Genomic DNA, 25246 nt, shown 5'->3' with positions numbered 1-25246 from the left:
ACCCTCACTCAGGAGACGACGCGCAGCGATGATGAACAGTCCGCAATGGCCGGGGATCGCGGGACCCTTCGTGCCGCAGAGATACGGTTTCCCCGATGAGGCGCCGCCGGCGCGCAGCACGACGGCCGCGCCGGCCGCCGACGGCGTCGCGACGCCGTGGTGGTCTCCGATCGGCAACGCGCTCTCGCAGGGCGGCGCGAACAACGCCGGCACGGTGTTCGGCGTGCTTCAGCTGATCCTCGCGGTGCTGCAGCAGGTCGTCGGCACGTTCGCTGCGGGCGCGCAGAGCGGCGGCACGACGGCGCCGTCGCCGTTTCATGCCGCCGAGCAGGCCGGCGACGTCGACATCAGTTCGACCGGCGACCCGCACCTCGCGCAGACCGGCACGATCCGGACGCCGGCGGGGACGCAGAACGTCGACCAGCACTTCGACAGCATGGCCTCGCACGACGATTTGGTGGAAACGAACGCCGTCGCCGGCGGCTATCGCGTCTCCACCGCGGTGACGCAGTCGGACGCGAACGGCGTGACGTACAATCGCGCCGCAACGGTGCACGCCGGGGGCGGCTTCGACTGCGTGACGATGCGCAACGACGGCAGCGTCGCGATCGTGAGCGGCGGCGAGCAGATCGGCATCGAGAAAGGCGCGAGCGTCACCCTCGGCGGCGGCGAGACGGTCACCGAAAATCAGGACGGTTCGCTCGTCGTGAGCGCCGCGAACGACTCCGGCGGCACGATCAGCACGACGCTGCGGGCGAATGGCGCGGGCGTCGACGTGACGACGCACGCACATCAGCTCGGGATCGGCGGCGACGTCGTCGAGCAGGGCCGCCCGCACCACGGCGGTCACCATCGCCGTCCCGCGCAGGCTTAGTGCGTGTGCGTGAAGTTGCCGAGCGAAATCCCCAGACGTTCGATCCGCGCAAGCGCTTCGCGCATCCCGATCGGCTCGCGCGGCCGGCCGACGGCGGCGAAGTAGCGCTCGGGATCGATGTTCAGCGTGCGCGTTTGGACGAGCGCGACGGGATGGGCACGCAGGAACGCTTCGAGTGCGTCGGCCTCGGCGCGCTCGTCCGTCACGCCCGGATGCGTCAGGTAATTCAGCGAGACGCGCAGGCCGCGATCGACCGCGAGCGCGACCGACGAGAGCACGTCCTCGATATCGTAGCCCGTCGGCCGGTAATAGGCCGCGTACGGTTGGGCGCGCACCGAGTTGAGGCTGACGCGGACGGCCTGCAGGCCTGCGTCGATCAGACGCGCGAGGCTCTTGGGCAGCGAACCGTTCGTGTTGAGGTTGATCGTGCCGTTGGCGCGGACCGCGCGGATCTTCGCGATCGCGCGCTCGATCGTCGTCACCCGCAGGAGCGGTTCGCCCTCACAGCCTTGCCCGAACGAGACGATCCCGTCGGGGACGCGCTCGAGATGGCGGATCGCGATCCGGGCGATGTCGTCGGGATCGGCATCGAAGGCGACGCGCCTCTGCGGCGACGGCATTCCGGCCTCCGGCGCGAGCTCCGAGATGCAGCCAACGCACGCGGCATTGCACTTCGGCGAGACGGGCAACGCTGCTTCGCCGCGGTCGAGAAAGACGTTCTGCGCCGTAAAGCAGCCGTAGTCGCGCGAACAGAGCGCAAGCTGGGCCAGCGTCCGGTTTTGCGGATCGTCGGCTTGCCGGCGCGCGAGAATTCGCTCGAGTTCGCCCTCCGCGAAGTAGCGCGGCGTCCAATTTTCGCTCTCATCGGTGCGCATCGCGGCGACGTGGAGCTCGTCGTCGACGACGCAGGCAAACGTGTAGCCGAAGAGCGGCAGCGGCGGCGCCTCGGCGCCGTGTCGATACGCCGGGAGCAGCAGCCGCGTGTAGCCGGCGGGAAGCAGCGCCGAGAGCGCGGTCCGGCGGCTCGCGGTCCGTCCGCCGGCGAGCAGCGGCGCGCGGCCGGGGAGCATCGCCGTGACGGTCCCGGGCGGGGCGGGGATCAGTTCCTCGCGCAGCGCCGCGCGTTCGATCCCGGCGTCGGCGAGCGGCGAGCGCGTCTCGTCGAAATAGATGCGTCCGCGCGTGTCGGTGTAGGCCAGTCCGATCATGCGGGGACGGCGATCAGATACTGACGGTGCGTTCGAATTCGCGCACCGCGTCGCCGACGAGCGTCGGGCGCGTCCCCGGCGTCCACGCGACTTCGAGCAGCCCGCCGGGGACGTGCAGCATCACGGGGGAGGCCGCCCGGCCGCTCGCCATCAGCACCGCCGCGACCGCGACCGCACCGGTGCCGCAAGCCTGCGTGGCGCCCGCGCCGCGCTCCCAGTGCACCACGTCGATCCGTTCGCCGCGGAGCGCGACGAAATGCACGTTGGTGCCATGCGGAAAACGCGGATCGCGTTCGATCCGCGCACCGTCGACCGCGAGGTCGATGTCGCGGAAGTCGTCGACGACGATGACGACGTGGGGGTTGCCGACGTCGACCGGCGTCACGTCGTCGAACGCGCCGCCGTCGCCGCGCGCGAGAACGATCCGATCGCCGATCCGCGGCTCGGCCATCTCGACCGCGATGCGGTACGGCGCACGTTCGATGATCCGGGTCCCGATCGGTCCGGCGAGCGTTTCCACCGTCGCCGCGCCGATGCCGTCGTGCTCGTCGAGGTAGCGCGCGACGCAGCGCATCCCGTTGCCGCACATCTCCGCTTCGCTGCCGTCGGCGTTGATCACGCGCATCCGCGCGTCGAAGTGCTGCGAGGATCCGACGAGCAGCACGCCGTCGGCGCCGAGGCCGCCGTCGTCGCGCGCGCAGATGCGGCGCGCGAACGCGACCGGATCGTCGAGAGGTGCGACGCGCTCGTCGACGATCACGAAATCGTTTCCGGTTCCGTTCGTCTTGACGATCGGAACGGCGATCGTCACGACGCCGCGACCTCCGCTTCGTCCGGGACGAGCGGGCCGGCGACGGCGCCGAGCGGCGAGATCGTCGAGACGGCGTGCTTGTAGATCAAATGCGCTTTCTTTTCGTATTCGAGAACGATGGTGAACGGGTCGAAGCCCTTCACCACACCGCGCAGTTGAAAACCGTTGACGAGATAGATGGTTACGGGGACGGCCTGCCGCTTCACCTCGGCGAGGTAGGTATCTTGAAGCGCGCCGGGCCGGGGAATCGCCATAGTACGGTTGCCTTCCGGAACCCGCCGAGGCTCTCCCGCTCGTCAGTCGGCGTCGCGATCCGTCCAGCCGAGCGCGCGTGCGGCGCGGCACGCAAAGGCGAACGGATCGGCCGCGTCGAGCAGCGCGAGATCCGGTTCGGTGCGCAGCCACGTCGCCTGCCGCTTCGCGTACCGGCGCGTGTTGCGAATCAGATGCGCGCGCAGCTCCGCTGCCGTCGACCATCCGCGGAGGTAGGCGAGAGCTTCGCGATAGCCGACCGCGTCGGCCGCGACCGCGTCGCCGCCGATCCGCTCGGCTTCCGCGAGCAATCCGGCCGCGAGCATGGCGTCGACGCGCCGTTCGATGCGCGGAAGCAACGCTGCGGGTTCGGGGACGAGCGCGACCTTGCGATACGCGATCCCGCGCGAGCGCAGACTCTCGGCGGAATCCGGTGCGGCGCGGGTGCCGGTATCGCCGGCAGGCCGCGGCGCATCGCCGCTTCCGGCGCGTCGCGCGAGCGCGACCTCGAGCGCGCGCACGATTCGATACCGGTCGTTCGGGACGATCGCCGCCGCGCGCACGGGATCGAGCGCCGAGAGCCAGCCGTGCAGCACGTCCGCCGGATGCACGCGCACTTCGTGCACGAGCCGCTCGCGCAACGTCGCGTCATGGGTCGGCGAGAGCGCGACGTCGCCCGCCAGCGCGCGAATGTAGAAGCCCGTGCCGCCGACGACCAGCGCGTTCCGCCCGCGCGCGTGAATCGCGTCGATCGCGGCCAGCGCGTCGCGCGCGAACCGCGCCGCCGAGTATCGCTCGTGCGGCTCGAGAATGCCGATCAGATGATGCGGCACGCGCGCGCGTTCCGCCTCGCCGGGCGCGGCGGTCCCGATCGTCATCCCGCGGTAGATCTGCCGCGAGTCGGCGCCGACGATCTCCGCGCCGAACCGCTCCGCGACCGCGATGCCGAAGGCGCTCTTCCCCGACGCGGTCGGTCCGGTCAGGATCAGGACGCCGCCCGTCACACGCGTTTGAAGAGACGCGCGATCTGCTCCGGTTCTAGCCGCACGATCGTCGGCCGGCCGTGCGGGCAGTTCATCGGGTTCTCGCAGCGCACGAGCCGTTCGACCAGCGCCGTCATCTCGGGATAGGCGAGCTGCTCGCCGGCGACCACGACCGAGTGGCACGCCAGCGACGCCCACACGCGCTGTTCGGCGTCGAGGCCGCGCACGTCGTCGCTCAAGCACGTGACGAAATCGGCGACATCAAACGGCCTCGTGCGCCCCGCGTGCACCATCCGCGCCGGCGTGGCGACGACGCGGTAGGCGCGCTCGCCGAAGTGTTCGATCTGCAGGCCTCCCGCAGCGAGCGCGTCGAGCGACGCATCGAGCTTGTCCGCCTCGTCGGGACGGACTTCGAACGTGTACGGGATCAGCAGCGGTTCGGCGGCGGCGTGCGCGCGCGCATTCGCGGCGAGCTGCTCGAACACGATGCGTTCGTGCGCCGCGTGCTGGTCGATCAGCACGACCGCGTCGCCGTCGGTGGCGAGGATGAAGGTGCGGTCCACCTGCGCGAGCACCCGCAGCGCGGATCCGCCGGCATCGGCGTCGCCGTCGGGAAGAAACGACTCGGCCCACGCCGCCGTTGCCGTCGCCCCGCCGAGGGCGTGCGCCGACGGCGCGAACGAGATCGAGCGCTCGAGGCGTTCGACGGCGCCGCGCCGCAGCGCGGTGACGATCGCGTCCTTGACGGCACCGACGACGCGATCGCCGTGACGCAGCCGCACGTCGCTCTTCGTCGGGTGGACATTGGGATCGAGTTCGTTCGGCGGGACCTGCAGGTAGAGCACGCCGTACGGATGGCGGCCGACCATCGCGAAGGTGCGGTACGCCGCCGACCACGCGCCGCTTACCAGCGTACTGCGCAGCAGCCGACCGTTCACGAACAGGATTTGATTGCGCCGGTCGGGACGATCGTCGCCCGGCGAACTCACCCAGCCGCTGACGGCCGCGTGACGTTCGTGCGAACGCACCGGCACCATCGTCGACGACTGCATCCCGAAGACGTGGCGCAGGCGCGCCGCCATGTCGTCGCCCGGCGCGAACGTGAACGCCGTTTTCCCGTCGTGCTCGAGCGAGAAGCCGACGTGCGGATACGCCAGCGCGAGCGTCGCGAGCCACGAGGCAATCCGCCCGAACTCGGCCCCGGACGACCTCAGATACTCGCGCCGCACCGGGACGTTCGCGAACAGATCGCGCACGACGACGCGCGTCCCTAGCGGCCCGGCGAGCGGCCGCGCTTCGCCGATCTCCTCACCGAAGGCGTCGACCGCCGTCGCGACGTCGGCGTGCACGGTCCGCGAGATCAGCGTAACGCGCGCGACCGCGGCGATCGACGCCAGCCCTTCGCCGCGAAAGCCGAGCGTATCGATGCGCGTGAGTGCAGCGGCGTCGTCGAGCTTCGAGGTCGCGTGGCGGCGCAACGCGAGCGCGACCTGATCCGGCGCGATGCCGATCCCATCGTCGGCAACCTCGATCTCGACGAGGCCGCCGCCCCGAGCGCGCACCGCTATGCGCGTCGCGTCGGCGTCCAGGGCGTTTTCGACGAGCTCTTTCACGACCGAGACGGGTCGCTCGATCACCTCTCCGGCGGCGATCTGGCCGATCGTCTCGGCATCGAGGACGCGGATCATGACGCCCTCACTTCGTCAGACGTCCCCCTTCACCGGCTCCGGCTGAGCCGCCGCAGCCGCGATGCGGACGGCATCTGCCGTGCGCGCGGCATCGGTGGTCTCCGGATCCTCGACGCGCAGCCGCGGAAATGCGTGAGGCTGCTGCTCGCGGATGTACGCGATGATCCCTTCGCGCACGACGCAGCGTAAGTCGAAGAGATCGCCGGAGTTGCGCGCGGTGACGAGGGCGCGGATCTGCATCCCGCGTTCGGTCGCGTCGGTCACTTGCAGGTTCTGAAACTGCTTGTCCCACAGCGGCGACCGCGCGACGATCTCCGGCAGCTCGGCGCGCAGCGCCGCGACGTCGAGGGTCCAATCGGCGAACACGTACATTTCGCCCATCAGGTTCGCCGTGCGCCGCGTCCAGTTCTCGAACGGCGTGGTGATGAAGTAGCTGAGCGGGACGACGAGCCGGCGCAGATCCCACAGCCGCACGACGACATACGTCGAGTAAATCTCCTCGATGCGGCCGTACTGCTTCTCGACGATCACGACGTCGTCGATGCGGATCGGCTGGGTGAGCGCGAGCTGGATCCCGGCGACGAGATTCTCGAACAGCGGCCGCGCCGCGAGCCCGATCACGATCCCCGCGACGCCGGCCGATGCGAGCAGGGTCGTTCCGATCGTGCGGATCGTCGGGAACGTCATCAGCATCATCCCCACCGCGACGATGACGATGAGCGTGATCGCTGCCCGGCTCAGGATGTCGACCCGCGTGCCGAGCTGGCGCGCGAGCAGGTTGTCCTCGACGTCGAGGCGATGGCGCGCGACGGCGATGTCGGCCCACAACCGGATCGTCGCGATCAGCGTCCAGGCGAGGGCCGCGATCGCCAGCAGGCCGGTCGCGTGCACGGTCGTCGAGGACCAGCGTTCCGGCAATGCCAGTTCCGGGACGACGAGCAAAATCGCCAGCAGCGGCAGGATGTACGCGGCGGGACGGCTCGTCTGCCGCACCACCGCATTGGCGAACGCGCTCTGGTGCTTCGCCCAGCGGCGAAACACCCAGTACACGACGCGGTGTACCAGCACGCCGGCGGCGATCGCAAGCAGCACCCAGGCCAGCGCGACGATCGCCTGCAGCTGCGTGGGCGTCAAGAAGACGATCCGGTCCATGCTGCTGTGTGGTTCCCCTTGGTGCGCTCTCTCCCCGCGGCCCTGCGCTCAGGCCGGCGGCGGCACCGGCTGGGTGACGGTCTCGTTGCGCGCGCGCGGCAGCGCGGTGTGCCGCTCGCCGTTCACGTAGTCGAGCAGCGCTTCGCGGACGGCATTCCGCAGATCGAACAGTTCGTCGGCCCCGCGCGCGCTCACCGAAACGCGCAGCTGCACCGCACGATCGGTGAAATCGGCGATGTCGACCGTCGCGATCTTCCCGTCCCACAGCCCGGAGCGCCCGACGAGTTCGGGAAGCGCGGCACGCAGCGCGCCGATGTCGATCCCGTAGTCAGCAAAGATCAGCACCTCGCCGACCAGTTCGTCGTCGCGCCGGCTCCAGTTTTCGAACGGCGTGTTTATGAAGTACGTCAGCGGCAGCATCATTCGCCGCGCGTCGCGGAACCGCACGACGACGTACGTCGCGTGGATCTGCTCGATGCGGCCCTGCTGTTTTTCCACGACGACCGCGTCGTCGAGCCGGATCGGCTGGGTGAGCGCGAGCTGCACGCCGGCTACGAGGTTTTCGAACAGCGGCCGGGCGGCGAGGCCGACGACGAGCCCGGCGACGCCGGCCGATGCGAGCAGCGTCGTCCCGAACGCACGGATCGTCGGGAACGTCATCAGCACCGCACCGAACGCGACGATCACGACGATGATGATCGCGGTGCGGCTGAGGATCGCGACCCGCGTCGCGAACTGCCGCGCGATCCGGAAGACGTCTTCGCCGATCGGCTGGCGTGCGATCGCGAGATCGGCGGCGAGCCGGATCAGCGCGATCACCGTCCACGCGAACGCTGCGATCGTGAAGACCTGCGTCGCGTGTTCGACGCCGTCGCTCCATGCGGGCGGGATCGTGAGATACGGGACGACCGCGAGGATGCACACCAGCGGCAGGATATACGCCGACGGCCGATCGGTGCGGCGGACGATCGCCGTTGCGAGCGCGCCGTCGTCGCGCCGCGCCCAGCGCCCGAGCAGCGCGTAGACGATGCGATGCACGACGATGCCGGCGACCGCGGCCCCGGCGATCCACGCCAGCGCCGCCGCCGTCTCCGCGGTCAGCACGGTCACGGATCGAAGAGAAGCGGCTGCTCGATGATCGCCGGCTTCGCGAGCTTGCCGCGCAGCGGAACGGCCGCCTCGAGCGTCGGGCGACCTTCGAGCGCGCCGGCGATCTCGCGGGCGCGCGCGACGACCGTCGGCGGCAATCCCGCCATCCGGGCGACCTCGATCCCGAACGAGCGCGACGACGACCCCGGCAGCACGCGATGCGAGAACACCGGTGCGCCGCCGCGCGTGCTCTCGACCGCCGTGATGTGGAAGTTCGCCACCAGCGGCCACCGGTCGGCAAGCGCGACGAGTTCGTGGAAGTGCGTCGCGAACAGCACCATCGGCGCGCGCCCCTCGCGCTCGAGCAGGTACTCGCAGATCGCCTGCGCGATCGCGAGCCCGTCGACCGTCCCCGTCCCCCGGCCGATCTCGTCGATCAGCAGCAGACTGCGATCGGTCGCGCGGCGCAGGATGTTCGCCGCCTCGGCCATCTCGATGTAGAAGGTCGACTGCCCCGACGCGAGGTCGTCGCCGGCGCCGATACGGGTGAAAATGCGGTCGACGACGCCGAGGCGCGCGGCGCGCGCGGGGACGAACGACCCGATCTGCGCGAGCACGACGAGCAGGGCCGTCTGCCGCAGATAGGTCGACTTCCCGCCCATGTTGGGCCCGGTCAGCAAGATAAAGCGCGATCCGGACGCGCTCATCCGCAGATCGTTGGGGACGAACGACGAGCCGAGCAGCGCCTCCATCACCGGATGCCGCCCGTCGACGAACTCGACGACGCTGTCGTCGACGAACGCGGGCCGCACGTAGCCGCGTTCGCCGGCGATCTGCGCGAGCGAACAGAACGCATCGAGCTCCGCGAGCGCGCCGGCCGTCACGAGCAGATCGTCGACACGTTCAGCGATGCGGTCGACGAGCTGCTCGTAGAGCGCCTGCTCAAGCCGAAGCTGGCGCGATTCCGCCGACGCGATCGCGACGTCGAGCTCGCGCAGTTCGGGCGTCACGTAGCGCTCGCCGTTCGCCAGCGTCTGCTTGCGCGTGTAGTCGGCCGGGACGTTCGCCAACTGCGCCTTCGGGATCTCGATCGCGTACCCGAATGCCGAGGCGTACTTCACCTTGAGCGGCTTGATCCCGGTGCGCTCGCGCTCGCGCTCCTCGAGAGCGGCGATGCGCGACCGCGCGTCGCTGCGGAGCAAGACGCATTCGGCGAGTTCGGCGGACGCCTCGGCTCGGATGACGTTGCCGTCGGCGAGCGTCGCGGGGAGTTCGTCGCGCAGCGTCGCGGCGAGATCGGCGTGGAGATCGGCGAACGCGCCGATGCGCTCGGCGATCCCCTGCAGCCCCGGCGGAAGCGTCTCCTCGCGCAGCGCATCCTCGATCGGATCGAGCAGCGCGAGCGTCCGACGCAGCGAGCCCAGATCGCGCGGGAGCGCACGGCGAAAGCGGACCTTCTGCGCGATCCGCTCGAGGTCGAAACAGCCGTCGAGCACGTCATGCAGTGCGATGCGCCGGCCGGCATCGCGGGTGAACGCTTCGACGCAGTCGGCTCGGGCGGCGATCGCGTCGCGCGAGACGAGCGGCGCGAGCAGCCAGCGGCCCAGCAGGCGCGAGCCCATCGCGGTGCGCGTGCGGTCGATCGTCGCGAGCAACGTCGCCTTCGCGTTCGCGCCGAGCGCGCGCGTGAGCTCGAGGTGTTTGCGCGTGTTGGGATCGAGCGCGAGAAACGTCGCTTGACGGTAAAACTCCGGCTCGCGGAACGCGTCGCGTCCGCCCTGCTGCACGCTGACCCGCCGCACGTACGCGCCGAGGGTATCGAGCGCCCGGTGCATCGCCATCGACGCGTCGAGCGAGAAGCCGTCGACCGCCGCTCGCGCGCGAGTGTCGACGGCGACGAGCACCGGCGGCGCAATCCGGGTCTGCGCGTGCTGCAGCGCATCGTCGATCCCCGCGCGCACGTCGGCCGGGACGTCGGCGACGAGTTCCGCCGGATCGAGCCGGCCGATCTCGGCGAGCGCGTCGTCGAGTGCCGATTCGCCGTCGAACGCCGTCGCGCCGACGTGGCCGGTCGAGATATCGGCGTGCGCGAGCGCGATGACGTCGTCGAAGGCGGTGATCGCCGCGAGGTAGTTGTGCGCCGAGCGGTCGAGGATGTGTTCTTCGAGCAGGGTCCCCGGCGTCACGACGCGCACGACGTCGCGCCGCACGAGCTTGTTCGGCACCGGCGCCTCGAGCTGCTCGGCGAGCGCGACGACGCGGCGCTGCGCGACGAGCTTCGCCAGGTAGCCGTCGAGCGCGTGATAGGGGACGCCGGCCATCGCGATGCGCCGTCCGGCGCCCGCTTCTTTCGACGTCAGCGCGATCGAGAGCGCGCGCGCGATCGTCTCCGCGTCGTCACCGTACGCTTCGTAGAAGTCGCCGACCCGGGAGAGCAAAATCGCCTCCGGATAGCGGTGCTTCATCCCGAAATATTGCTCGAGCATCGGCGACCACGCGGTGGCCGTCGTCATCCGAGCCGTGATCTCATCCGCGCCGCTTCCCGGCGGACGCCGCGTCCTCCCTGTGGAGAACGCACGCTACACGGCCAGCAGATCCACCACCGGCGCGGCGACCGGGTCGGCCGGCCCGTCGTACCGCGCCGCGCGGCCGACGCACGTCCCCCGAACGCCCCACACCGACGCCGATTCGATGCGCACGTCGGCCCACGGCCGCGCGACGTCGGGAACGGCTTCGACCGCCGGGAAGTTGACGGTGACGTTGTCGATCGTTTTGGCGCTCAGCTTCGTCTTGTCTTTGCGCGAGACGCCGTGGATCAGCGCGCGCACCGTCGTCCCGACCATGCGCTCGTGATAGGCGCTGCACGACGCGTCCTGCACCGCCGTCATGCGCAGGAAACGCTCCTGCGCAACCTTCGGGTCAACGGGGTTCTTCTCGTGCCACACCGCGGCCGGCGTCCCACGGCGCGGCGAGTACACGAACATGAACGCCTGCGCGAAGATGTTGGTCGCGCAGACGTCGAGCGTGCGCTGAAAATCGTCTTCCGTCTCGCCCGGGAAGCCGGCGATCAGGTCCGTCGTGATCGCCCACGACGGATTGTGGCGCGCGAACGTGCCGACGCGTTCCAGAAACTCTTCGATCGTGTACTTGCGGTTCATCCGGCGCAGCATCGGGTTGGAACCCGACTGCAGCGCGAGATGAAAGCGCGAGTTCATCTTCGGCAGCGTCGCGCAGACGCGCGCGAGCCGTTCGTTGAGGTCCTTGGGGTGCGATGAGATGAACGTCGCGCGCTCGACGGGCGCGATCGCGCACACCGCCTGCAGCAGGTCCGCGAAATCTTCGCCGGTCGCGGGCTCTTTGTACGCGTTGACGGTCTGGCCGACGAGCGTGATCTCGCGCGCGCCGGCCTCGGCCTTCGCGCGGACCTCGGCGAGGATCTCACCCATCGGGCGGTGGTCGAAGCGGCCGCGCACGTGCGGGACGATGCAGAACGTGCAATAGTACGAACAGCCGCGCTGGACGTTGACGTACGCGCGCAGGAAATCGTACGGGCCGGCGATTCCCTCACCCGCACCGCCCATGATCGTCTCGATCTCGCGGTCGACGGTGAACGCGTCGTCGGGGTACTCCGCGCGCCACCCGGCGAGCGCGTCGCCGAGCGCACCGAGTTCGCGCGTGCCGAAGATCCCGTCGACGTGCGGGACGATCTTCTGCATGCGGTCTTTGTCTTGTTCCGCCAGGCATCCGGTGACGACGACCTTCACCGTGGGGTCGGCATTCTTCACCGCCTTCCAGTGCGCGATCCGGCCGTAGGCGCGCCGTTCCGCGTTGTCGCGTACCGTGCACGTGTTGAGGATCAGCACCGAGGCGTCTTCGGGACGCTCGGCCAGCGTGAAGCCGGCGGAGATCGCGCGGCGCGCGATGTCCTGTGAATCGGCCTCGTTCATCTGGCAGCCGTGCGTCTCGATGTAGATCTGCGCCATGGTCGAACGCCGCTCTTTCGCGGTGCACCGCCCCGGCGCCCCGCCGCGGCGCTCACCGCGACGACGAGCTGCTGACTTCCGTGAGGAGCACGAGGGGCAGGTAGAGCCGGTTTCCGATCAGCGTCGGCGCCGCGTCGTACTCGGCGCTGCGGCCGTCGAGCCGGTAGGTCGTCGACCCCAAGTGCCCGACCAGGTCGTGCCCGCCGAAGCGAATCACGATCTTCTCGCCGTCGACCTGCACCGCCGACGGGGGCAGGTATTCGTCGGCAGGCGCCACGATCGAAGGGCGCACCGGCGCTGCATCGGGTTGGACCACGACGTCGGTACGGGTCTGCGGCCAAACCGTGACGAGGCGGGTGATCTTTCCCTTGGCGGTGCGCACGATGAGTGCGTGGCCGCCCGCGGGGGCCGAGAAGGTGCCGTCGCGCCCGGGGTTCGCCGCGGCGCCGTCGAGCCAGACCGCTTCGTAGGGCATCCCGTGCAGCGCGATCGTCCCGTCGCCGGCGCCGGACGAGCGCTTGTCGCGCAGCAGACGCGTCGAGCTCGACGCCGTCTGACCGGTGACAACGCTGACGTCGAGCTGCTCGGCGTTCCAGCCCGGCTTTGCCAAGCCCACCGTATGCCGCCCCGCAGGGAGGGCGTCGAGCACGAGCGGACTGCGGCCGATGTACGTGCCGTCGACCCAGACGTCGGCGCCGCTGGGAAGGGTCGTCACGTAGATCGAGCCGGTCGGGACCGCCGCGAGAAAAACGACGCACACGGCCAGCGCCGCGAGGCGACGGAGCATGATGTTCGGAACCTTGGGCGGTCATGGCCGAAGCCCTCGCTCCATCCTTGCGGGTCCGTCCGGCGACCGTCGCGGTCGTCGGCCGCCCCAACGTGGGGAAGAGCGCGCTGTTCAACCGGCTGCTCGGCCAGCGTCTCGCGATCGTAGAAGACACGCCGGGCGTCACCCGCGACCGGCTCTACGCGCTCGCGGAATGGCGCAACCGCACGTTCACGCTCGTCGACACGGGCGGGATCGACACCGACGTCGATCCCAATGACCCGATCGCGTCGGGGACGCGTGCGCAAGCCGAGTCCGCGGCGCGCGACGCCGACGTCGTCGTCTTCGTCGTCGATGCGATCGACGGGCTGCTCCCGATCGATCGCGAGGTCGCGGACATCCTGCGGCGCACGCGGCGCCCGGTGATCCTCGTCGCCAACAAAGTCGAGTCGCCCAAAGCCCTGGCGTCGGTACACGCCGAGTTCAGCGGCCTCGGATTCGGAGAGCCGTTCGCCGTCTCGGCGATGCACGGCGAGGGGACCGGCGATCTGCTCGACGCGATCGTCGAGAAACTTCCGCCCGACGACCCGACGCGGCTGGAGCAGGCGGAACTCGCGATCGCGCTCATCGGTCAGCCCAACGTCGGCAAGTCATCGCTGCTCAACGCGCTCCTGCAGGAAGAGCGCGCGATCGTCTCCGACGTGCCGGGGACGACGCGCGATGCGATCGACACGCTCTTCACCTGGAAGCAGCGGACGTTCCGACTGATCGATACCGCCGGCGTGCGCAAGAAAGCCGGCCAGCACGGCTCGATCGAGTACTATTCATCGCTCCGTTCGCTCAAGGCGATCGCCCGCTGCGACATCGCGGTGCTGCTGATCGATGCGCTCAAAGGACCGACGAACCAGGACCGTCGCCTCGCCGGGATCGCGCTCGAAGAGCGCAAAGCGCTCGTCATCGTCGGCAACAAGTACGATCTGGTGCGCGAACTCGGCGAGTACAGCCAACCGGAACTCGCCAAAGAGATTCACGCGCAGCTGCCGTTCGCGTCGTTCGCGCCGGTGACGTTCCTCTCCGCGCTCACCAAGCGGCGCCTGCAGAGTTTGATGCCGCTGGTCGAACGCGTCGCCGAGAACCTCGACCGCCGCATCCCGACCGCGAAGCTGAACACCGTCGTGCGCAACGCGGTGCTCGCGCATCCCCCGCCGATCCACTCCGGGAAACCGCTCAAGGTGTTCTACGTCTCGCAGCCGCAGACGCACCCGCCGCTCTTCGTCTTTCACGTCAACGATCCGGAAATCGTGCCGGCCGCGTACCGGCGTTTCATCGAGAACACGCTGCGCGCGGAGTTCGACTTCGAGGGCGTGCCGCTCACGTTCGATTTCCGGGAACGCTCGGGGCGTCACGAAGAAGGGCACGAATGATGCAGGCCGCACTCGCCGCGATCGCCGTCGTCGTCGCGTTCCTGGTCGGATCGATCCCGTTCGGCGTGCTGGTCTCGCGCGCGTTCTTCGGACGCGATCTGCGCAGGGAGGGCAGCGGGAACATCGGCGCGGCGAACGCGCTGCGCACGCTCGGCAAACGCGGCGCGGTCGCGGTGCTGCTGCTCGACGCGCTCAAGGGTTTCGCGCCGACGCTTGCGGCGGGCGCGCTCGCGGGGCCGATCGCTGCATCGTGCGCGGCGCTTGCGGCGGTGATCGGTCACTGCTGGTCGCCGTTCTTGGGCTTCCGCGGCGGTAAAGGCGTGGCGACGCACTTCGGGGCGCTGTTCGCGCTGTGGTGGCCGGCCGGGATCGCGTTCGCGATCGTGTGGCTGGCGGCCGTCGTCGCGACCGGCTTCGCGTCGGTCGGCTCGATGCTCGGCGCACTCGCGATGGGTCCGGTGCTGTGGTTCGGACTCGGGCCGGCCGGCTTGATCTACGGCCTCGTCTCCGCCGCCTTCATCGTCGTCCGCCACCGCGAGAATCTCGACCGCTTGCGGCATGGGACGGAAAACCGCCTCTCACTGCTGAAACCCAACCGCACCTAGCGACTGCGGGCGCTCAGCGCGCGCAGCCGAACGCATGTTCCGGAGAGACGCTTCCACCACACCATGATCAGCTCCAACGATTTCCGCAACGGCGTCACGATCGTCATCGACGGTCACCTGTGGACCGTGATCGAGTTCCTGCACGTCAAGCCCGGCAAGGGTTCGGCGTTCGTGCGCACGCGCCTGAAGAACGTGAAGACCGGCGCGACCGTCGAGCGCACGTTCCGGGCCGGTGAAAAGCTGGAGCGCGCGACCGTCGACAACCGCGAGATGCAGATGCTCTACAACGACGCCGACGGCTATCATTTCATGGACAACGAGTCCTACGAGAACTTCACCCTGCAGAAAGACCTGATCGGCGATCCTGCCGACTTCCTCAAAGACGGGATGAAGATCGACGTGCAGTTCCACGACGGCGTCCCGATCGGCGCCGATCTGCCGGCGCACGTCGAACTCAAGGTGGAAGAGACCGATCCCGGCTTCAAAGGCGACACCGCGCAGGGGACGACGAAGCCGGCGAAGCTCGAAACCGGCGCGACCGTCAACGTTCCGCTGTTCGTGAATCCGGGTGACGTGATCCGCATCGACACCCGCGACCGCCGCTACATCGGGCGCGTTCAGAGCTAACGGAGCCGGCCGGGGCGGCGCGCCGTGACCTGGTCGACGGAGCTCGCGCTGTTCGCGATCGGAACGCTCGCAAGCATCTTCGGTTCGCTCGTCGGCCTCGGCGGCGGGTTCGTCGTCATCCCCGTCCTGCGGCTCTTTTTCGGGATTCCGCCGGCGGAGGTCGCCGGGACGTCGCTCGTGCTCGTCCTCGCGAACACGGCGAGTTCGACGATCGGGTTCTGGAGGCAGAAGCAGATCGACGTGCGCCTCGCGCTGCCGTTCATCGCCGGCGCGGTGCCGGCGGGCATCGTCGGCGTCATCGCAGTGAAACAGTTTTCCGCGACCGGCTTCGACGTCGCGTACGGATGCGTGCTGCTCACGCTCTCGGTGCTGGTTCTGCGGCGTCTGCGCGCCGGCCACGATGCCAAGCCGCAGCGGACCTTCGTGCACAATCTCTGGGTCGGTCTCGCCGGCGGCGTCGTCATGGGCTTCGCGTCGTCGGTGTTCGGGATCGGCGGCGGAATCGTCATGGTCCCGCTGCTGCTGATCGCCGGACGGATGCCGCCGATCCTGGTCTCGGCGACCAGCGCGTTCATCGTCGGGATCACCTCGCCGATCGGGATCGTCGCGCACGCGCTCGGCGGCGACGTCGACTGGGGGGTCACCGCACCGCTGGTCCTGGGCGGGATCGTCGGCGGCGGCGTCGCGCCGAGCATCGCGCGCCGCCTCTCTTCGCCGATCCTGATCGCGCTGCTCGCGGTCGCCTTGATCGCTGCGGCGGCCGGCTTGATCGTACGGCATCTTCCGCTCGCGCGGTAGCGCCGTCAGCGAAACGGACCACGCGGCGGACGCGAAGCGGCGCGCTGCAGTTCGACCGGCTTGATCTCGACGACTTCGAACGCGACAAGTTCCTTGCGGCAGCGCGCGCAGACCACGTTCGGCGCCGGCTTCTTCTTGCGCAGCACTTCCATCGTGCACTTCTCGCAGCGCAGGATGTAACGTTTCGAGGATTCGTTGAGCGGCGTCGCTTTGCCGAGATCGTGGTAGATCGACGTGAGTCCCAGTTCGCGCATCTTCTTCTTGAAGCGCTGGGTGTGGCCGGGGTTCTCGCCGCGCGCATGCAGCCAGGCGTGAATCATCTCGTGGAGCAAGGTGTCACGCAATTCTTGGGGTTTGCCGCGCAGGTGCTTGGGCGAGAGTTCGATCAGCGGCGGCTTGTAGGTGATCCGGCCGGCGAGGTTGGAGAAGCGCGCGTTGTACGCGATGCAGTAGGTCGGAATCTCGCCGTTGAAATGCCAGAAGTTGTATTGCGCGAACATCAGTTGGAGTTCGGCGACGTCGGGCAGACCGGGGATCATCTTCGTTCTTTCGCCAAGAGGATCGCGTGGGCTTGCCGACGCGCATCGCACTTCCGATCCTTGCAGTCTTCGCCGTCGTCTTTCTCGGGATCATGGGCTATTTCTTGAAGCTCGGGTTCGGGACGGAGGGCGCGGCGTTCGGCCCGAGCGGGCAGCCGGCGCAGCAGGGCGACGCGAACATCCACGTCACGCCGGCGCCGATCGCGACCGACCCGCCCGGTACGTTCACCGTCCCGCAAACCGGGACGGGACCGGTGCAGCCGCAAGGCAACGCGCTTCCGGGGCAATCCGTCGGCGGCGGCACGCCGGCCGGACCGCCCGGGCCGGTGATGCAGGCGATCGTGGAATTGCGCGCGCGCATCGCAAAAAACCCCAAGGACCTCGCGGCGCTCGTCACGCTCGGCAACATGGAGTTCGACGCGCAGAAGTTCGACAAGGCCGACGGGTACTATGCGCGCGCGCTCGCGCTCGACCCCGGCAACCCCGACGTGCGCACCGACGACGCCGTCGCGCTTCATCAGCGCGGACGCGATCTCGAAGCGCTCAAGCAGCTCGATCGGGTGCTGGCGGAGCGGCCGAAGTTTCCCACCGCCCTGTTCAACCGCGGCGTTGTGCTGCAGGCGATCGGGCGGCGCACCGACGCGATCGCGGCGTTCAGAGAGTACCTCAGCGTCGTCGGCCCCAAAGACCCGCGTGCCGCGAATGCGCGCGCCGCTCTGCAAGAGCTGGGCGCATGAAGCTTTACATCTCGTGCGACATGGAAGGGACGGCGGCCGTCTCGTCGTGGACGCAAGTCGATCCCTCGAACACGACCGAGTATCCGTATTACCGGCGGCTGATGTCGCAGGAAGTGCGGGCGGCGATCGACGGCGCGCGCGAGGCCGGCGTCGGCGAGGTCCTCGTCAACGACTCGCACTCCTCGATGCGCAACGTGTTGTGGGACGAGCTCCCCGCCGACGTGCGGATGATCTATGGGAACCGCAAGCCGTTCTCGATGGCGCACGGCGCGGACGCGTCGTTCGACACGGCGTTCTTCACCGGCTACCACGGCGGCGGCGGGACGCCGAACGCGGCGCTCGATCATACTTACACGAGCGAGACGCTCTACGAGACGCGGATGAACGGACTCGTCTGCAACGAGGCGATGGTAAACGCAGCCGTCCTCGGACTCGACGGCGTTCCGGTCACGCTGATCACCGGCGATCGCGCCTTCGTCGAGCAGACGAAGGCGGTGATGCCGTGGGTGACCGGGGTCGTCGTCAAGGATTCGATCGGGCGCTACAGCGTGAACTCGCTCTCCCCGGAACGCGCTCGCGCGCTGATCCGGGCGGGCGCAAAAGAGGCGATCGGCCGCGTCGCGGAGGGGAAGCCGTTCGTCTTTACGCCGCCGATCACGATGGAGCTGGATTTCGTCGCCACCCACAGCGCCGATTTCGTCGAGATGATGCCGGGGATGGAACGGATCGGCGGGCGGATGGTGCGTTTCGTGCACGACGACTATCGCGTGATCTTCCGCGCGTTCGTCTGCGCGTACCGCCTCGGGGCCGCGGCGAACCAGCCCACGTAACGATGCCGACCGTCGGATATCAGGGGCATCCGGGCGCGTTCAGCGACGTCGCTGCGCGCCGGCTCGTCCCCGACGCCGAGACGCGCGGCTATCCGTCGTTCGACGCGACGGCGATTGCGCTGGCGAAAGGCGAAGTTGACTTTGCCGTCTTGCCGGTTGAGAACGCGATCGCCGGCCCGGTGCCGCGCAACTACGAACTGCTTTGGGAGCATCCGGATCTGCGCATCGTCGAGGAGACGACGCTGCCGGTGGAACTGTGTCTGGTCGGCGTCGGCGGCGCGCACGAAGATCGGATCGCAGAAGTGCGCTCCCATCCCGTCGCGCTCGAACAAGTTCGCGCGCTGATCGAGGCGCACGGGTGGCGGCGGTCGACGTCGACCGACACCGCGGGCGCCGTGAAAGAGATCGTGCGGCTCAACGATCCGTCGGTCGCGGCGATCGGTCCGGCGCTGGCGGCGGAGATTTACGGCGGCAGAATCCTGGCTCGCAACGTGCAGGATGAGGCCGAGAACTACACCCGCTTCTTCTTGCTCTCGCGTTCGCCGGCGGCCGCGCCGTCGGATCGTGCGTGCATCGGCATCGCGGTTGACGACCGACCGGGCTCGCTGCGCGACGCGCTCTCGGCGTTCGCCGATCGCGCCATCGACCTGCGCTTTCTGATCGCGCGCCCGGACCGCAAAGTGCCGTTCCGCTACCGGTTCTTCGTCGAACTCACGGGCGTCGACGACGCCCGCCTTACTGCCGCCCTCGCCGCGATCGGCGGCGACCAACGCCTCCTCGGCCGCTACTGATCTCCGACGCCGGGGCAGCGGCTACGTCTGCGGTCAGCGCTCGAACCGCCGCGCGCGCGTCGCGCTACGCAACAAGTTCGGCGGCGGGCTCGACGCCGCGAGACATTCCGTCACGTCGCCGCAGTTGCAGACAAGCGCATGGCGCAGCATTTTCGCAGCCGTCGCGAGATCGCGACGGCGCTGTTCGAGCGCCGCCAGCTTCGCCTCGGCAAGCGGCACGAAGGCCTCGCGGTCGCGCGCGCGAGAGAGCAGCGCTTTGGCCTCTTGCAGCGTGAAGCCGATCGCACTCGTGAGGCGGATCATCTCCAGGCGCTCGAAGATTGCCGGCGCTTCGTAGAGCCGTGTCAGGCCGCGGCGCGCGACCGGCGCGATCAGTCCGAGCTCCTCGTAGTAGCGCAGCGTCGCGGCGCTGACGCCGCTGCGCTCGCCCACCTCGCCGATCGTCACGCGGCCACCGTCGTGCTCCATGCTTGACTTCAAGTCTACTTGAAGTCGTAAGGTGTGTCCATACCCTCTTCCGGAGTACCTCCAGCATGTCAGCCGAATCCCCGCGGAACGACCTCGCCGTCCGCTACCGCCGCGTTACCGTCGACGGCGTCTCGATCTTCTATCGGGAGGCCGGCCCCAGCGACGGTCCCACCGTTCTGTTGCTGCACGGTTTCCCGTCGTCGTCGCATATGTTCCGCGACCTGATGCCGAGGCTCGCCGATCGCTTCCACCTCGTCGCGCCCGACTATCCCGGATTCGGCTACAGCGACGCCCCGGCCCCGACGAACTTCACCTACACCTTCGACCGCCTAGCGGAGATCGTCGAAGGTTTCGTCGACGCGCTCGGCATCGAGAAAGTCTCGCTCTACCTGCACGACTACGGCGGCCCGATCGGCTTCCGCCTAGCAGCGAAGCGGCCGGAGCTCATCCGTGCGATCGTCGTCCAGAACGCGATCGCACACCTAGACGGCGTCTCGCCGGCACTCGCGCCGCTCCAGAACTACTGGGCAGACCCCAGCAGCGCGAGCGAGGCCGCGGTGCGTCAGATGCTCGCTCCTGAGACGACGCGCTTCCACTACCTCGAGGGCGCCGCCGATGCGAGCCGCGTGAGCCCCGACGCGTACACGCTCGACCAGGCGCTGCTCGACCGTCCCGGCAACGACGCGATCCAACTCGCGCTGCTCTAAGACTATCGCACCAATCCGCCGCAGTTCGCGACATGGCAGGCGTATCTGCGCGACCGCAGACCTCCGATGCTCGTGCTCTGGGGGAAAAACGATCCGTTCTTCACCGTCGCCGGCGCCGAAGCATATCGTCGCGACAATACGGGCGCGACCGTGGTGCTCCTCGACGGCGGCCACTTCGCCATCGAAGAACACAGCGGGACGATCGCCGAGGCGATGCGTGCACTCGCCGACCGCGTGAAAGCGCAGGCGGCCGCGTCATGAGCGTTTCGGCAACGGCAGCTCGACGCTCCGGCGTGGCGGCCGCCACGCTCGACGGCGGGCTCGTCGCGGGCGTCCTCGACGCCTCGTTCGCGGTCGTGGCGTACGTCTTCGTGCTGCATGCCTTTTCGCTGGTCGGCGTGCTGCAGTACATCGCCAGCGGTCTGCTCGGGGTGGCGGCCTTCAAAGGCGGACTCGCGACCGCGGCGCTCGGCGTGGCGGTGCACTTCTTCTTTGCGTTCCTCTACGCGGGACTGTATGCTGCAGCGGCGCGACGCTTTCCGATCCTCATCGGGCACGCGATCATCGCCGGTCTTTCCTACGGCATCGCGGTGTGGATCTTCATGGATCTGATCGTGCTGCCGCGTACGGGCGTCCCGCAGTTTCCCTTCAACCCGGCGCTTTTTGCGGCGTTCCTCGTCGATCACGCGGTGTTCGTCGGGTTGCCGATCGCGCTTGCTACGCGGCGGCGCCTCGCCGCATGATCGACGATCTCGCCGCGACGCTCGCCGGCCCGCGATACGCGGTGAGCGGCGCGCGGCCAACGTTCCGCGCCAGCAACGGTAGCGGGACGTAGACGATCGGGATGTCGGCGAGACAGCCCAGGAGCGGTTAGCCGCGAAAACTATTGAGAGCGGCAGCGAGGCCTGAGAGGTCTTGAACGTTGGGGAGGGTCGGAGGAAGCAGCTGCGTGCCGGCGTGGTCCGGGAGCGCTTCGCGCGCGAACGCGGCGCGCACGGCATCGATCCAGGCACCTCCGAGATACGTTGCGAGGCTGCCGAGAATTACGACGTCGAGCACCAGCAGGTCGGCGAGGAGCGCGCACGCCGCGCCGACCGCGGCCGCGTTGTCGGCGATCGCGGCTGCGCACGCGGGATCCCCGGCCGCGGCGCGCGCGGCGACATCCGCGCCGGTCCGCGCATCGCACGCGGGATCGCGGCGGCGCGCGAGTTGCGGGAGCGCGCTCGCCGAACCGTAGGACTCGAAGCAGCCCGGTTTCCCGAAGACGTCGGGACCGTCGTCGCGATACCGCACATGGCCGATCTCCGGCGATGCGCCGTCCGCGCCGTAGTGCGCCCGTCCGTCGATCGCGATCCCGGCGCCGAAGCCCGTTCCGCAGGTGAGGTACGCGAGCCCGAACGCGCCGCGCTCCGCGCCCCAGCGCGTCTCGGCGAGCGCGCACGCCGCCGCGTCGTGATGGACCTGCACCGGCACCTCGAGCGCGGCGTGCAGCTCGTCGCCGAGCGCGACGCCGTGCAGACCCGGCAGATGCGGCGGCGCGACGATGATGCCTCGCCGCGCATCCATCGGGCCGCCGATCGCGACGCCGACGGCCTCCACCGCATCGCCGAACCTGCGTAGCGCCCCGACGATCGCGGCGATCAGCGCATCCCCATCGCGCGCCTGCGTCGGCCACGCGCGGCGCTGCACGATCTCACCGGCAGACGTTCCGAGCACGACGCTCGTCGTCGTTCCGCCGACGTTGACGCCCGCGAGCATCAGCCCTCGAGCACCGTTCCCTTCACGCGATAGCACACGCCGCGGAACAGCGCGACCATCTCGCCGTCGGCGCGCGAGACCGTGATGTCGTACACCCCAGTGCGGCCGTTGCCGCCGCTGCGCTGTTCGCCTTCAGCGACGAGCCGGTCACCCAGATGGACTGGGGCGGCAAAAGAGATCGAGCACTGCAAGGCGACGTTGGGCAAGTTCCGCGAGTTGCACGCGTACGCGAACGCGGTGTCGGCGAGCATGAAGGTGAAGCCGCCGTGCGCGATGTCGTGGCCGTTGAGCATCGCGTCGGTGACCGTCATCGCGACGCGCGCATAGCCGGCGCGCACGTCCTCGATCACCATGCCGGCCGCGCGCGCCGCCCGGTCGCGCGCGTACATCGCCTCGGCGCACGCCCGGGCGAGCGCGTCGGCATCCGTCGCCGCTTCGGTCACGCGGCGGGCGTACGCGTCTCGATGATGCGGAAGCGGTTCGCGACGAACGCCGCGTCGGTGAGCGACGCGTTGCCCGCCGGATTGCCTCCGGTCACGTGATAGTCGCTGAACGCCGCCGACTGATTCACTAGCAGCGAGCCGGTGAGGTTGACGGCGATGTTGACCTTGCCCTCGCGCGCCCAGCGCTGCGCCTTCTCCAGCACCGTCGGGTCGGTCGAGTGCACGATCGCGGTGATCGCGCCCTTGTCCCGCGCTTGTTCCGTCGCCAGCCGCAGCGATTCGTCGGTGTTCGCGGTGCGGATCACATAGGCGATCGGTCCAAACGCCTCGTGCGAGAACCGCTCGCGGTCGGCGGCATCGACGACCGCGATTACCGGCGTGCGGACGCGCGCGCCGGGGAACTTCGGATGTTCGAGCGCGACGCTTCGCTTCACCACGCCCGGCTTCGCGTTTTCCGCGTCGACGCGCTGGAGCGTCGCGTCGCTCGCAATCGCGCCGAGGAACTCCACGGCGCGTTCGGGCGCGCCGAGGACCGCGTCGATCGCCTGCGTGAGCGCGGCGACCACCTCGTCGAACGACTTCCGTCCGCTCTCGGCCGCGATTCCCACGGCCGGCACGAACAGGTTCTGCGGCGTCGTGCACATCTGTCCCGAATACAGCACGAGCGACATCGCGAGGTTCTTCGTCATCCCCGCGAAGTCGGCGGTCGAGTCGATGACGACGCTGTTCACGCCGGCCTTTTCGGTATACACGAGCGCGTCGGCATTCTTTTCGAGCCAGGTGCCGAAGGCGCTCGATCCGGTATAGTCGATCAGCTTGACTTCGGGCCGCTGCGCGAGCTCCTTTGCCAGCAGATGGTCGGGCGTATCGACGGCGAGCGTAACGAGTTGCGGATCGAAGCCGGCGTCGCGCAGCGTTCCCTGCAGCACGTCGAGCGTGATCGCGAGCGGCAGAATCGCCTGCGGATGCGGCTTCACGACGACGGCGTTGCCGGTGACGAGGCTCGCGAAGATCCCCGGATATGCGTTCCAGGTGGGGAACGTCGAGCAGCCGATGGTGAGGTCGATCCCGCGCGGGACGATGCGGAAGCGTTTCTCGATGCGCAACGGCTCGGGCTTTGCCGGCTTCTCCCACACGACGCTCGCCGGGATGCGCGACATCTCGTCGTACGCGTACGCGACCGCTTCGAGCGCGCGATCCTGCGCGTGCGGGCCGCCGGCCTGAAAGGCCATCAGGTACGCCTGGCCCGTCGTGTGCATCACCGCGTGCGCGAGCTCGAACGAGTGCGCGTTGAGCCGCGCGAGCGCTTCGAGCGCGACGCCGGTACGCGTCTCCGCCGACGCCGCGGCCCAGGCCTTCATCGCCTGCGTCGCCGCGGCGAACAGCGCATCGACGTCGACGACGGGATACTGCACGTCGAGCGCGATCCCGTACGGCGAGCGCTCCGGCGCGACCGTCGCGCCGGTCGTCGGCTGCGTCAGCGCGAACGTCTTTCCCAGACGCGCATCGAATGCGGCCTTGCCGTCGGCCATCGCGCTTTCGCCGTAGGCCTTCGCGCTCTCGGGATAGGCGCTGTAGTAGCCGCGCGTGCGGATCGCGTCGCGCGCGCCGTCGAGCGTCGCACGATGCTTTGCGAACAGGTCGGCCCCGCTGGCCAGAGTCGTCGTCATGATGGCTTGGCGCTTCGGCGCCCGGGCGAGGCGCCCCCGGCACCGGCGGTGCGAGGCCGCAGTGCGCTCGCTCGCGCGACGCTAGGCTCGGACCAAAGCGGCGTCGATCGATGCGGCGGTGTCTTCGGAGTAGGCGCCGCTGCCGCGCCAGGCGATCGCCCCGTCGGGATCGACCACGAAGAGCGCGAGGTGTTTGCGGTCGGTGATCCCGGCGGCGCGGCAGAACGCGTCGACGTCGGTGAAGTGCACGATCGTCGAGGCGCGCAGTTCGGGCTGCGGCAGCGCCTTGCGCATCGCGCTGAGAATCACGCCGCGCATCATCTTCGCGCCGCCGCCGAGCAGCGCGTAGAGCCGCGCGCGCACGTCGGAACGCCCGCGCACGAGCGCGTCGAGGTACCTCCCCCACGATTCGATCTCGCCCCGCTGCTCCAGCGCGAAGCCGACCACGATCACGTTGCGCGCGCCGGCGAAATCGCGCGGTGCGACGTAAGCGGTTCCGTCGAGCGCTTCGGCGGAGAAGGCGGGAAAGCGTGCGGGCTCCATCAGCGCGAACATACCCGTATCCCGTGCGAGCGCCTGCGAGTACCGTTTCGACGTGCTGATCCCGTTGTGGCTGGTTTGGGTCGTATACGGCCTCGCCGTTGCCAGCGTCGTCCTGCTCGCATGGCATCTTGCGCGCGTCCTGCCGTCGGCGCCGTCGCGCATCCCGCTGCATCTGGGGATCGACGGCCGCCCCGGAAGCTACGGCCCCAAGGGCGTGCTGTGGCTGGCGCCGGCGATCATCGTCCCGGTCCTCGCGGTGCTGGGGCTGACGCTGGCGGCGGCCCCGCCGGGAGAATACGACCGCGCGCCGGTGCTGCTTGCGATGGTGATCGTCGTCGAGATCGCGTCGCTGCTGGCGTGGGCCGCCGACCGCTTGATCGAAGTCGGACGCAAGATGACGCACCGGATTGCACCGACACGCATCCTGGTCACGATGCTCCCGCTGCTCGCGACCGTCGCGCTGAACATTCTCATTTCCGTGTCACGCGGAGCGTGACGCA

General features: G+C 69.2%; 28 protein-coding genes. 12 read left to right on the top strand and 16 right to left on the bottom strand.

Features of this window, described 5'->3' with window-relative positions; translation table 11 throughout:
• The first annotated feature begins 31 nt into the window (after nt 1-31).
• Entirely contained in the window at nt 32-874 is an 843-nt protein-coding gene (locus tag WPS_RS05390) for a hypothetical protein (RefSeq protein ID WP_317996832.1), read from the top strand.
• On the opposite strand, the gene WPS_RS05385 is transcribed toward WPS_RS05390, so the two are convergent.
• The 10 genes from WPS_RS05385 to WPS_RS05340 form a co-directional block, all read right to left on the bottom strand.
• Nucleotides 871-2082 carry a radical SAM family protein gene (locus tag WPS_RS05385; protein ID WP_317996831.1) on the bottom strand — a complete coding sequence of 404 codons (1212 nt, stop codon included), beginning with the start codon at nt 2080-2082 and terminating at the stop codon, nt 871-873. The two genes, WPS_RS05390 and WPS_RS05385, sit on opposite strands and share 4 nt — an antisense overlap.
• 13 nt (nt 2083-2095) lie before the next feature.
• Complete coding sequence (dapF, locus tag WPS_RS05380; protein WP_317996830.1) at nt 2096-2893, bottom strand: diaminopimelate epimerase; 798 nt, start codon at nt 2891-2893, stop codon at nt 2096-2098.
• Nucleotides 2890-3147 (bottom strand): RNA chaperone Hfq, encoded by a 258-nt coding sequence (hfq, locus tag WPS_RS05375; protein WP_317996829.1) that lies wholly within the window; start codon nt 3145-3147, stop codon nt 2890-2892. Before hfq ends, dapF begins: the two co-directional genes overlap by 4 nt.
• A 42-nt stretch (nt 3148-3189) precedes the next feature.
• Nucleotides 3190-4149, bottom strand: coding sequence for a tRNA (adenosine(37)-N6)-dimethylallyltransferase MiaA (gene miaA, locus WPS_RS05370; protein ID WP_317996828.1), 960 nt, complete (start codon nt 4147-4149; stop codon nt 3190-3192).
• Nucleotides 4146-5816, bottom strand: coding sequence for a DNA mismatch repair endonuclease MutL (mutL, locus tag WPS_RS05365; RefSeq protein WP_317996827.1), 1671 nt, complete (start codon nt 5814-5816; stop codon nt 4146-4148). Before mutL ends, miaA begins: the two co-directional genes overlap by 4 nt.
• Nucleotides 5817-5831: 15 nt before the next feature.
• Nucleotides 5832-6968, bottom strand: a complete 1137-nt coding sequence (locus WPS_RS05360) for a mechanosensitive ion channel family protein (protein ID WP_317996826.1) — start codon at nt 6966-6968, stop codon at nt 5832-5834.
• A 48-nt stretch (nt 6969-7016) separates the two neighbouring features.
• Nucleotides 7017-8078: a mechanosensitive ion channel family protein gene (locus WPS_RS05355; protein ID WP_317996825.1), complete on the bottom strand. Its 1062-nt coding sequence runs from the start codon at nt 8076-8078 to the stop codon at nt 7017-7019.
• Nucleotides 8075-10570: a DNA mismatch repair protein MutS gene (mutS, locus tag WPS_RS05350; RefSeq protein ID WP_317996824.1), complete on the bottom strand. Its 2496-nt coding sequence runs from the start codon at nt 10568-10570 to the stop codon at nt 8075-8077. The genes WPS_RS05355 and mutS overlap by 4 nt, the downstream gene beginning before the upstream one ends.
• 66 nt (nt 10571-10636) lie before the next feature.
• The gene (gene miaB / locus WPS_RS05345; protein WP_317996823.1) at nt 10637-12040 is read right to left on the bottom strand and encodes a tRNA (N6-isopentenyl adenosine(37)-C2)-methylthiotransferase MiaB; all 1404 of its coding nucleotides are present in this window, start codon (nt 12038-12040) and stop codon (nt 10637-10639) included.
• Nucleotides 12041-12092: 52 nt separating this feature from the next.
• On the bottom strand, nt 12093-12827 hold the full coding sequence (locus tag WPS_RS05340) for a PEGA domain-containing protein (protein WP_317996822.1): 735 nt from the start codon (nt 12825-12827) through the stop codon (nt 12093-12095).
• A gap of 23 nt (nt 12828-12850) precedes the next feature.
• Here WPS_RS05340 and der point away from each other — a divergent pair, with 23 nt between their 5' ends.
• The 4 genes from der to WPS_RS05320 all read left to right on the top strand — a co-directional run bounded on the left by der (nt 12851) and on the right by WPS_RS05320 (nt 16260).
• Entirely contained in the window at nt 12851-14230 is a 1380-nt protein-coding gene (gene der, locus WPS_RS05335; RefSeq protein WP_317996821.1) for a ribosome biogenesis GTPase Der, read from the top strand.
• The gene (plsY, locus tag WPS_RS05330) at nt 14227-14835 is read left to right on the top strand and encodes a glycerol-3-phosphate 1-O-acyltransferase PlsY (protein WP_317996820.1); all 609 of its coding nucleotides are present in this window, start codon (nt 14227-14229) and stop codon (nt 14833-14835) included. Before der ends, plsY begins: the two co-directional genes overlap by 4 nt.
• Nucleotides 14836-14898: 63 nt before the next feature.
• Complete coding sequence (efp, locus tag WPS_RS05325; protein ID WP_317996819.1) at nt 14899-15462, top strand: elongation factor P; 564 nt, start codon at nt 14899-14901, stop codon at nt 15460-15462.
• Between the two features lie 24 nt (nt 15463-15486).
• A complete protein-coding gene (locus WPS_RS05320; protein WP_317996818.1) occupies nt 15487-16260 on the top strand; it encodes a sulfite exporter TauE/SafE family protein in 774 nt (257 codons plus the stop codon).
• A 5-nt stretch (nt 16261-16265) separates the two neighbouring features.
• On the opposite strand, the gene WPS_RS05315 is transcribed toward WPS_RS05320, so the two are convergent.
• Nucleotides 16266-16799 (bottom strand): SprT-like domain-containing protein, encoded by a 534-nt coding sequence (locus WPS_RS05315; protein ID WP_317996817.1) that lies wholly within the window; start codon nt 16797-16799, stop codon nt 16266-16268.
• Between the two features lie 26 nt (nt 16800-16825).
• Here WPS_RS05315 and WPS_RS05310 point away from each other — a divergent pair, with 26 nt between their 5' ends.
• From WPS_RS05310 to WPS_RS05300, 3 genes are read left to right on the top strand one after another with little or no spacing between them, the layout of a single operon-like run.
• Nucleotides 16826-17536, top strand: a complete 711-nt coding sequence (locus WPS_RS05310; protein WP_317996816.1) for a tetratricopeptide repeat protein — start codon at nt 16826-16828, stop codon at nt 17534-17536.
• Nucleotides 17533-18366: a M55 family metallopeptidase gene (locus WPS_RS05305; RefSeq protein ID WP_317996815.1), complete on the top strand. Its 834-nt coding sequence runs from the start codon at nt 17533-17535 to the stop codon at nt 18364-18366. The genes WPS_RS05310 and WPS_RS05305 overlap by 4 nt, the downstream gene beginning before the upstream one ends.
• 2 nt (nt 18367-18368) lie before the next feature.
• Nucleotides 18369-19157, top strand: coding sequence for a prephenate dehydratase (locus WPS_RS05300; protein ID WP_317996814.1), 789 nt, complete (start codon nt 18369-18371; stop codon nt 19155-19157).
• 33 nt (nt 19158-19190) lie between these two features.
• On the opposite strand, the gene WPS_RS05295 is transcribed toward WPS_RS05300, so the two are convergent.
• A complete protein-coding gene (locus WPS_RS05295; protein ID WP_317996813.1) occupies nt 19191-19625 on the bottom strand; it encodes a MerR family DNA-binding transcriptional regulator in 435 nt (144 codons plus the stop codon).
• A gap of 65 nt (nt 19626-19690) precedes the next feature.
• Between WPS_RS05295 and WPS_RS05290 the strand changes: the two genes are divergently transcribed.
• Genes WPS_RS05290 through WPS_RS05280 form a run of 3 tightly spaced genes read left to right on the top strand, consistent with a single transcriptional unit; the run spans nt 19691 to nt 21075 of the window.
• On the top strand, nt 19691-20332 hold the full coding sequence (locus WPS_RS05290; protein ID WP_317996812.1) for an alpha/beta fold hydrolase: 642 nt from the start codon (nt 19691-19693) through the stop codon (nt 20330-20332).
• Nucleotides 20333-20377: 45 nt separating this feature from the next.
• Nucleotides 20378-20593 carry an alpha/beta fold hydrolase gene (locus WPS_RS05285; protein WP_405054932.1) on the top strand — a complete coding sequence of 72 codons (216 nt, stop codon included), beginning with the start codon at nt 20378-20380 and terminating at the stop codon, nt 20591-20593.
• A 32-nt stretch (nt 20594-20625) separates the two neighbouring features.
• The gene (locus tag WPS_RS05280; protein ID WP_317996810.1) at nt 20626-21075 is read left to right on the top strand and encodes a hypothetical protein; all 450 of its coding nucleotides are present in this window, start codon (nt 20626-20628) and stop codon (nt 21073-21075) included.
• Nucleotides 21076-21202: 127 nt separating this feature from the next.
• Here WPS_RS05280 and WPS_RS05275 read toward each other — a convergent pair whose 3' ends face one another.
• The 4 genes from WPS_RS05275 to WPS_RS05260 form a co-directional block, all read right to left on the bottom strand.
• Nucleotides 21203-22090, bottom strand: coding sequence for an ROK family protein (locus WPS_RS05275; RefSeq protein WP_317996809.1), 888 nt, complete (start codon nt 22088-22090; stop codon nt 21203-21205).
• On the bottom strand, nt 22090-22533 hold the full coding sequence (paaI, locus tag WPS_RS05270) for a hydroxyphenylacetyl-CoA thioesterase PaaI (protein WP_317996808.1): 444 nt from the start codon (nt 22531-22533) through the stop codon (nt 22090-22092). Before paaI ends, WPS_RS05275 begins: the two co-directional genes overlap by 1 nt.
• On the bottom strand, nt 22530-24203 hold the full coding sequence (gene paaN, locus WPS_RS05265; protein WP_317996807.1) for a phenylacetic acid degradation protein PaaN: 1674 nt from the start codon (nt 24201-24203) through the stop codon (nt 22530-22532). The genes paaI and paaN overlap by 4 nt, the downstream gene beginning before the upstream one ends.
• 81 nt (nt 24204-24284) lie before the next feature.
• The gene (locus tag WPS_RS05260) at nt 24285-24746 is read right to left on the bottom strand and encodes a hypothetical protein (protein WP_317996806.1); all 462 of its coding nucleotides are present in this window, start codon (nt 24744-24746) and stop codon (nt 24285-24287) included.
• Between the two features lie 52 nt (nt 24747-24798).
• Between WPS_RS05260 and WPS_RS05255 the strand changes: the two genes are divergently transcribed.
• The gene (locus tag WPS_RS05255; protein ID WP_317996805.1) at nt 24799-25242 is read left to right on the top strand and encodes a DUF1648 domain-containing protein; all 444 of its coding nucleotides are present in this window, start codon (nt 24799-24801) and stop codon (nt 25240-25242) included.
• The last annotated feature ends 4 nt before the right edge of the window (nt 25243-25246 follow it).

The organism is Vulcanimicrobium alpinum, from assembly GCF_027923555.1.
GTDB classification, from domain to species: domain Bacteria; phylum Vulcanimicrobiota; class Vulcanimicrobiia; order Vulcanimicrobiales; family Vulcanimicrobiaceae; genus Vulcanimicrobium; species Vulcanimicrobium alpinum.
The sequence above is the reverse complement of the archived record's forward strand: the minus strand, read 5'-3'. Positions and strand labels throughout refer to the sequence as shown.